Raw genomic sequence first — 7,248 nt, 5'->3', positions numbered from 1 at the left:
GTTGATATTGAAGTTCTCGGAGGTTCGGGGCGAAAAGTAGGACGTGTGAGGGTCCCACATACCGGTAAAAGCATTCATGTAAGCCTGGAATGCATCTTCGCTGCGGGCCTGGTACGCGCGTTTGAGTTGCCCTTCATAGCGGCGGCGCAGCGTTTCTTCGATCGCTTCATCGTCTGCGCCGTTCAGTCTCTGGGCCAGAACCGCGTTTTTAATACGCTTCGTCCAGAGCTCGTCCAGAGCGGCCTGGTTTGCCTCCCAGGGCGCCTCGGAACGGTCGACGCGAATCCTTTCATCGGCAGCGAAGTCCAGTTGCTCAATACCGTTATCAATGAGCCCCAGGGCGAACTTCAGGCGTTCGATAACCCGCTGTTGAACCAGGTTGTAAATATCAAAGCCCGGCTGGAGTTGGCCGGTCTTGAGCGCTGACCCCAGGTGTTTCTTGACCCGGGAGAGGGCGTCAATGTCTTCCTGGGTCAGGTAGATTCTCTGGCTGTCCAGGTAATTCAGGTAGGCATCGAAAACATCGCCGGACAGTTCGTCGCTGATGCCGAGATTGCGGAAATGCGTGAACTGCAGCTGCCGGGCAATCAGAATATTGGCGCGGGCCTGGTCAATAGTGGGCGCAACCGGCTCATACCTGGCGGAGTCGTCAATCTTTGCGTAGGCGCCGGAGACAAGGAGGCCCAGGGCCAGAGCCGTGACCGCGCCTGCTTTCCGGGTGAGGGAAGTCAGGGACGGGCGCTGCATGGAGTTTTCCGCAATGGTCATAAATGCATACCTGAAGCTGCTGGGAATCGCCACCAATGACAATGGGGGTGAATACCCGTGACTGTTCAATTTATTGTAGGCAACCGCTACACCTGTTGCCATAGGCTAGGGGTATAGCTTCGTGACAATATGTCCATATACGTTTCAGCCTGAGGCTAACTATGGGGGCGTGTGACCGGAAGTAAACTGTCGGCAGTTGAGGGTAGAGGTGGCCGGAGGGTATAGGCCCTCCGGCCGGCAGGGTCAGCTAAAGTTTTCGTTGCGTTCGGCTTTCTGAAGCAACAGGGATGGCGGCGCGAATCGCTCTCCGTATTGGTCTGCCAGCTGCTGCGCCCGCTCCGCAAAGGCCCGAACGCCATACTGGTTGACGAACTGGATGGCACCGCCGGTCCAGGGCGCGTAGCCAATACCGAAGATGCTGCCAATGTTGGCGTCTTCCACGGTTCTCAGCACACCCTCCTCAAGACAGCGGATGGTCTCGATGGCCTGCATGAACAGGATGCGATCTTTCAGATCCTGCAGCTGCACATGGCGTGCCTTGTCCTGGTCCACGAACAGGTTCTCCAGTTCCGGCCACAGGTATTTTTTGCCCTTCTCCGGATACTCGTAGAAACCGGCACCGGCGGCTTTGCCCTTGCGTCCGTGGGTATCCACCATGGCATCGATGACGGCTTCGGCCGGATGCGGCTGCCAGGTACCGCCGGCGGCTTCCGTGTCTTTCTTGCTTTGGGCGCGGATGTGCTGCATCAGGGTCATGCTGACTTCGTCGGAGATGGCCAGCGGCCCTACCGGCATGCCGGCCAGCAGTCCGGCATTCTCGATACTTGAGGGGTGAATGCCCTCGGCCAGCATGCTGATACCTTCGTTCACGAAGGTGCCGAACACCCGGGAGGTAAAGAAGCCGCGGCTGTCGTTCACCACAATGGGAATCTTGCCTATCTGCTGCACGTAATCGAACGCCCGGGCCAGGGTGTCATCAGAGGTCTTCTCGCCAACGATGATTTCCACCAGCTGCATCTTGTCCACCGGGGAGAAGAAGTGCAGGCCGATAAAGTTGTCCGGCTTGGCCGAGGCCTGGGCCAACTGGGTAATGGGGATGGTGGAGGTGTTGGAGGCAAAGATGCCGTTGGCCACCATTTTCGGCTCGGCTTCCTGGGTTACCTTGGCTTTCAGGTCGCTGTCTTCGAACACGGCTTCGATGATCAGATCGCAACCTTCCAGGTCGTCGGCGGAAGCCGTGGCTTTAATGCGGGCCAGCACCTCGTCTTTCTGGGCTTCGGTCATGCGGCCGCGACTGACTTTCTTCGCCAGGAGATTTTCGGAATAGCTTTTGCCTTTCTCGGCGTTTTCAACCGAGACATCCTTCAGCACCACCTCAATGCCGCGGCTGGCAGTGGAGTAGGCAATCCCGGCACCCATCATGCCTGCACCCAGTACGCCCACTTTCTTGAAGCTTTCCTTTTCTACGCCATCCGGGCGACTGCCGCCGGCCTTGATAGCGTTGAGCTGGAACCAGAAGGTGCCCGTCATGTTTTTGGCCACCTGGCCGGTGGCCAGCTCGGCAAAGTACCGGGTTTCAATCAGGCTGCCGTTGTCGAAGTCCACCTGGGCGCCTTCCACGGCTGCTGCCAGAATCCGCTCAGGGGCAGGGTAGCAGCCCTTGGTTTTTTGCCGCAGCATGGCGGGTGCGATGGCCAGTTTCTGCGCCATGGCTGGATGATGTGGGGCGCCGCCGGGGAACTTGAAGCCTTTCTGATCCCAGGGTTGCTGGCACTTGGGATTGGCGTCGATGAAGGCCCGGGCCTTGGCGATCATGTCTTCCGGTGAGCTGGCCAACTCATCCACGATACCGGCCTTCAAAGCGGCTTTTGGATTTACCTTCTTACCCTCCATCAGGAACGGGAAGGCGGCTTCCAGGCCAATCATCCGGGGCAGTCGCTGGGTGCCGCCACCGCCGGGCAGCAGGCCCAGGGTGACTTCCGGCAAGCCCAGTTGGGTCCGGTCATCATCAATGGCAACGCGGTAATGACACGCCAGGGCGAGTTCCAGGCCACCACCCAGAGCGGTGCCGTTGATGGCAGCCACCACAGGTTTGCCACAGGTTTCCAGCGCACGCATATCGGCCTTCAGGCCGTTGACCATGTCTTCAAACTCTTTGGCTTGTTCGCGGGTCACTGTGTACAGCTCATTCAGGTCGCCGCCGGCAAAGAAGCTTTTCTTGGCGGAGGCAATGATAATGCCTTTGACATTATCCAGGTCGCTTTTGACCTTGTTGACGGTGTCGGTCAGTGCAGTTCGAAACTCGCCGTTCATGGTGTTGGCGGACTGGCCCGGCATGTCGATGGTCAGGGTCAGAATCTGGTCTGAACCCAGTTCGTATTGGATGGCACTCATGGTCGGTTCCTTTTTTTGAAAGTGGTGTTCAGACGCGCTCGATGATGGTGGCAATGCCCATGCCGCCGCCCACACACAGGGTGGCCAGGCCGTAGCGCAGTTCACGGCGTTCCAGTTCATCCAGCAGGGTGCCGAGGATGATGGCGCCAGTAGCACCCAGCGGGTGGCCCATGGCGATGGCGCCGCCGTTTACATTCACTTTCTCGTCCGGAACGGACAACTCTTTCTGGAAGCGCATCACCACCGACGCGAAGGCTTCGTTCACTTCAAACAGGTCGATCTGGTCCACGGTCATCCCGGCTTTCTCCAGTGCCTTGCGGGCAGCCGGGGCCGGGCCGGTGAGCATAATGGTGGGGTCTGTGCTGGTAACGGCAGTGGCGACAATGCGGGCGCGGGGCTTGAGGCCGAGCTCCTTGCCCTTGGCTTCGCTGCCAATCAGCATGGCGGTGGCACCGTCGACAATGCCGGAAGAGTTGCCGGCGTGGTGCACGTGGTTGATCTTCTCCACGTAGTGGTATTTTTCCCGCGCGACGCCGTCAAAGCCCATCTCACCCATCATCTGGAACGAGGGCTTGAGGCCTGCCAGGGATTCCACGGTGGTGTTGCCGCGAACGTGCTCGTCCCGGTCCAGTATGACCACGCCGTTCTGGTCAGTAACCGGCACGATGGATTTGGCGAAATAACCCTTTTCCCAGGCGTTGGCAGCTTTTTGCTGGGACTTCACGGCAAAGCCGTCGACATCTTCGCGAGTGAAGCCTTCCAGAGTGGCGATCAGGTCGGCGCCGATACCTTGAGGCATGAAACCTGTATGCAGGTTGGTTTCCGGGTCGGTCGCCCAGGCGCCGCCGTCAGAGCCCATGGGCACGCGGGACATGGCTTCAACGCCGCCCGCTACCACCATGTCTTCCCAGCCGGAGCGTACTTTCATGGCAGCCAGGTTCACGGCTTCCAGGCCGGAGGCGCAGAAGCGGTTCAGGGTTACTCCGGCGACTTTCTCATCCCAATCAGCGGCCAGTGCCGCCGTCTTGGCGATATCCGCGCCTTGGTCACCCACGGCGGTGACGCAGCCCATGACGACATCATCTACCTGAGAAGTGTCGAGCCGATTACGCTCTTCCAGAGCCTTGAGCACGGTAGTGAGCAGCGTGATCGGCTTAACACTGTGCAGTGAGCCATCTTTCTTGCCGCGGCCGCGGGGGGTGCGAACGGCATCGAAAATGTACGCCTCGGTGGTCATATCTGTTCCTCTGATTGTTATCCGGGCTTGTTTTCAAAGAGTGATAACCATAGCGGTTCAGTGTAGTCCCCGGTAATGACAGCCGCTGCCAATCCCATTGGCGAAATTGCTCAGGGACAATGACACAAACGCTTGTGACTTCTATCTTGAATAAAGATTGATCCTATAAAGCAGGCAGGTGTAACCATGTCTCTGAGAGATGCTATCGATAATTTCTACGAAAGGCTGGTGCTGGATGCGATCGATGCGACCCGGGAGGAGTCGGACACAGCGGATTATCTGACCGACGTGATGTGTGTGGCTCTGAATCGTTTGCCGGCCAGGTACTATCGGCACACCATCGATATGATGTTCTACCTTGCCGATGAGGAATTAAAGGAGATGAAAGAAAAATCCCTGGCTGCGGTCAGGCAAGCCAGGGATTTTGTAAGGCAGCATCAGAGAGAATGATGCTTTAGTGCTGCAGGCGGCTTTCCAAAGCCTGAACCAGTCGACCAGCGTGCTCTGCGCTCTGGTCGTTCATCTCCGGGTGCAGGCACCAGAGTGCGATCAGCCTTTCCAGTTCCTGCTCAGGTGTGGTTTGGTCGCCACTACCGAGACCTTCGGCCAGACGCTGAACCTGGATTTCCATACGCCGTCCCTGGTCTGAGTCCGGAGTCTCCTGGCCGGCAACGATCTCCGCCCTGATCACCAGGTCTCTACCTGTAAGAGAGGTCGCGCCGTTAACCAGATTCTGCCAGTTTGAAGGAACCTGTTCCGGGGCAAGGGCGCCACTCACACGCTCTTTGATCAGAGTCTTCCAGTTATCCAGTCTGGCTTTCAGCTTTTTGCGCTGCCCCAGCTCTGTCAGATGCTGACGAAGGTCTTGTACTTCGTCCCGAACCGGTCGTGAAAGCGGCATATCGGCTAACGGCCTGAGTTCGGTTTTGGCTTCATGGATCAGCGCATCGTCAGCCTCTGTGCCGAGATCGCGGTATTTGGCAACCACTGCGCGAGCGTCGGCGTCAGCCTTCTCGGTCGCTTGTTGCTGTGCAGACCGCTGGGCATCGCGCCGCTCGAAGATCTGGTCGCAGGCTTGGCGGAACGCCTGCCAGAGCTTGCGATCTTCGCGGTGCCGGGTGATGCCGATACGCTTCCATTCCGATTGCAGGGCTTTGGCCTGATCCATGGCCTCCTGAAGAGGCTCATGGTCAATCAACGCCTGAGCCCGCTCGACAATCGCCTGTTTGGCGGCCTCGTTTTTCTGTCGCTCCTCGTCCAGGGGCCGCTCCAGGTTCTTCAGCAGGTCGTCAAACCGCTTCTGTACCTGCCGGTTATCCCGGAAGTCTACCGGCCAGGCCGCTTTCCATTCCTGACGGGCGGTCTGATGAATCCGTTCGGCACCTTTCCAGTCAATACTGGCCCAGTCTGCCTGCGCGAGGAAGCGTTCGAGTTCCTCGCAGATGGCTTCCCGTTTGTGCAGGTTGGCCTGTTTGAGATCGGCTTTTGCCTCGAAGTAGGCTTTGCAGGGCTCATAGGCCTGATCTGACGCCGCTTTGAAACGATTCCAGAGGGTTCGGTCGGACGAGCCGCCGAGTTCTCGCCATTCGTTCTGCAGTTCTTTGATTCGCTCTGCCTTGGCCTCCGGCTCCATCGGTTGTTCCGCCAGATATTCCATCTGTTCGCACAGAGAGACCTGCTTGGGCTCGGTGGCGAAACCCTGCCAATCGCTCAGTTCCCGGAACTGGCCGGCAAGCAACTGCATCTTGGCCTGGAAGTGCTTGCGGTGACGATCATCAAGCGCCTGAAACTGGTTCTGGGCTGTTTTCAGGAGCTGGCGGGATTCACGGAACTGTTTTGCTTCCAGCGCGGCTTCCAGTTTGGGCAGGGTGGTATTAAGCGCGGCCGCATTTGCCTGCTGCTGTTCCCGGGTTCCGTCTGACCCAGGTTGTGTGCGTGGCTTACCGGCCAGGGTCCGCAGATCGGCAAGGGCCTGCGGTAGCGGGAATTCCTGCGGCCAGGCCACTTCCTGCAACAGGGCTTTGGCGGCAGCCTGAGGGGTCTCGGTGTCGTTGCTTTCCAGCTCGCTGATTTGCGGCCGCGCCAGGTTCAGGCGCCGCACCGCACCAAGGTAGTTGCGTAGAGCCAGCATGGCCTGTTCGTATTGCTTCTGCTCCTGTTTATCCACCTGGGTGTCCCTTGTGGCCTCAAGCCAGCGGTTTTCCTGGGTTTTCTGCAACGCATCCAGGGCAGATTCCGAAGGAAGTTCAGAGGGCGCTGCGGATTTAAGCTGGTTCAGGGTTTGCTGCAGCAGTTCCAGTGTTTCCTGCCGTTGATGCTTTTGTTCCAGGTGCCGCTGCTCTTCCTGGCGCGTCTCGTCCAGTTGCCTGAGACGTTCACGAATCTGGTGAACGGCTTCCAGAAATTGTTGGGTGTGCTCTGCGCTGGCTTTGTTCTCAACGCTCTGCCAGTGGTCCTGGAGGGCATTCAGCCGGGCCTCGTAGAGCTTGGTGTCTTCGCTTCTGGCCTGTTCCTGTGCCTGGCTGACCAGTTCAGTGATGCGATGCTGGGTGGCCGCTTCGCTGGCCTGTTGTTCCTTCAGGGTTTGAAGTGACTGTTTGACAGTCTGGTAAACACTTTTATCGCGGCCTTTTGCGTGTTTCAGCACCGCCTGAAGGTGTGCTTCCTGGTTTAGCTGGCTCGCCGCCTGCTGTCGAATGGCGGAGGTCACACCTTTTATTGCCAAAGCCGCGAGTTCCGATTGTTCAGGGCTGGCGCCAAGCTGGCGTTCCTGCTGCTGGCGTAACTGCTGTCGGTTGTCTTCTTCGGTTGGCTGATTGCTTTGCGGTTTTTCGGATGCCTTCTGGCTT

Annotated in this window: 4 protein-coding genes and 1 pseudogene; 1 reads left to right on the top strand and 4 read right to left on the bottom strand. The window is 58.4% G+C overall.

All coding sequences use genetic code 11. The annotated features are described in order from the left end of the window. The 3 genes and pseudogenes from B3Y70_RS17260 to B3Y70_RS17250 all read right to left on the bottom strand — a co-directional run. Nucleotides 1-768: pseudogene (locus B3Y70_RS17260) on the bottom strand (tail-specific protease); the annotation flags it as partial. A gap of 243 nt (nt 769-1,011) precedes the next feature. After that, nucleotides 1,012-3,162: a 3-hydroxyacyl-CoA dehydrogenase NAD-binding domain-containing protein gene (locus B3Y70_RS17255; protein ID WP_288590207.1), complete on the bottom strand. Its 2,151-nt coding sequence runs from the start codon at nt 3,160-3,162 to the stop codon at nt 1,012-1,014. Nucleotides 3,163-3,190: 28 nt separating this feature from the next. Then, on the bottom strand, nt 3,191-4,399 hold the full coding sequence (locus B3Y70_RS17250) for an acetyl-CoA C-acetyltransferase (RefSeq protein WP_014421951.1): 1,209 nt from the start codon (nt 4,397-4,399) through the stop codon (nt 3,191-3,193). Nucleotides 4,400-4,585: 186 nt separating this feature from the next. Here B3Y70_RS17250 and B3Y70_RS17245 point away from each other — a divergent pair, with 186 nt between their 5' ends. After that, nucleotides 4,586-4,849, top strand: coding sequence for a late competence development ComFB family protein (locus tag B3Y70_RS17245; RefSeq protein ID WP_014421950.1), 264 nt, complete (start codon nt 4,586-4,588; stop codon nt 4,847-4,849). Nucleotides 4,850-4,853: 4 nt separating this feature from the next. On the opposite strand, the gene B3Y70_RS17240 is transcribed toward B3Y70_RS17245, so the two are convergent. Next, on the bottom strand, nt 4,854-7,248 hold a 2,395-nt coding region (locus B3Y70_RS17240), incomplete at its 5' end, for a DUF349 domain-containing protein (protein ID WP_288590204.1).

The sequence above is a fragment of the Marinobacter sp. UBA5687 genome (assembly GCF_002420325.1).
Classification (GTDB): Bacteria; Pseudomonadota; Gammaproteobacteria; order Pseudomonadales; family Oleiphilaceae; genus Marinobacter; species Marinobacter nauticus.
Note: the sequence above shows the minus strand (reverse complement) of the source record. Positions and strands in the feature narration are given on the sequence as shown.

Coding starts and splice junctions, on each gene's coding strand:
- B3Y70_RS17255 (WP_288590207.1), bottom strand. CDS start 3,162: ATGAGTGCCATCCAATACGAACTGGGTTCAGACCAGATTCTGACCCTG.
- B3Y70_RS17250 (WP_014421951.1), bottom strand. CDS start 4,399: ATGACCACCGAGGCGTACATTTTCGATGCCGTTCGCACCCCCCGCGGC.
- B3Y70_RS17245 (WP_014421950.1), top strand. CDS start 4,586: ATGTCTCTGAGAGATGCTATCGATAATTTCTACGAAAGGCTGGTGCTG.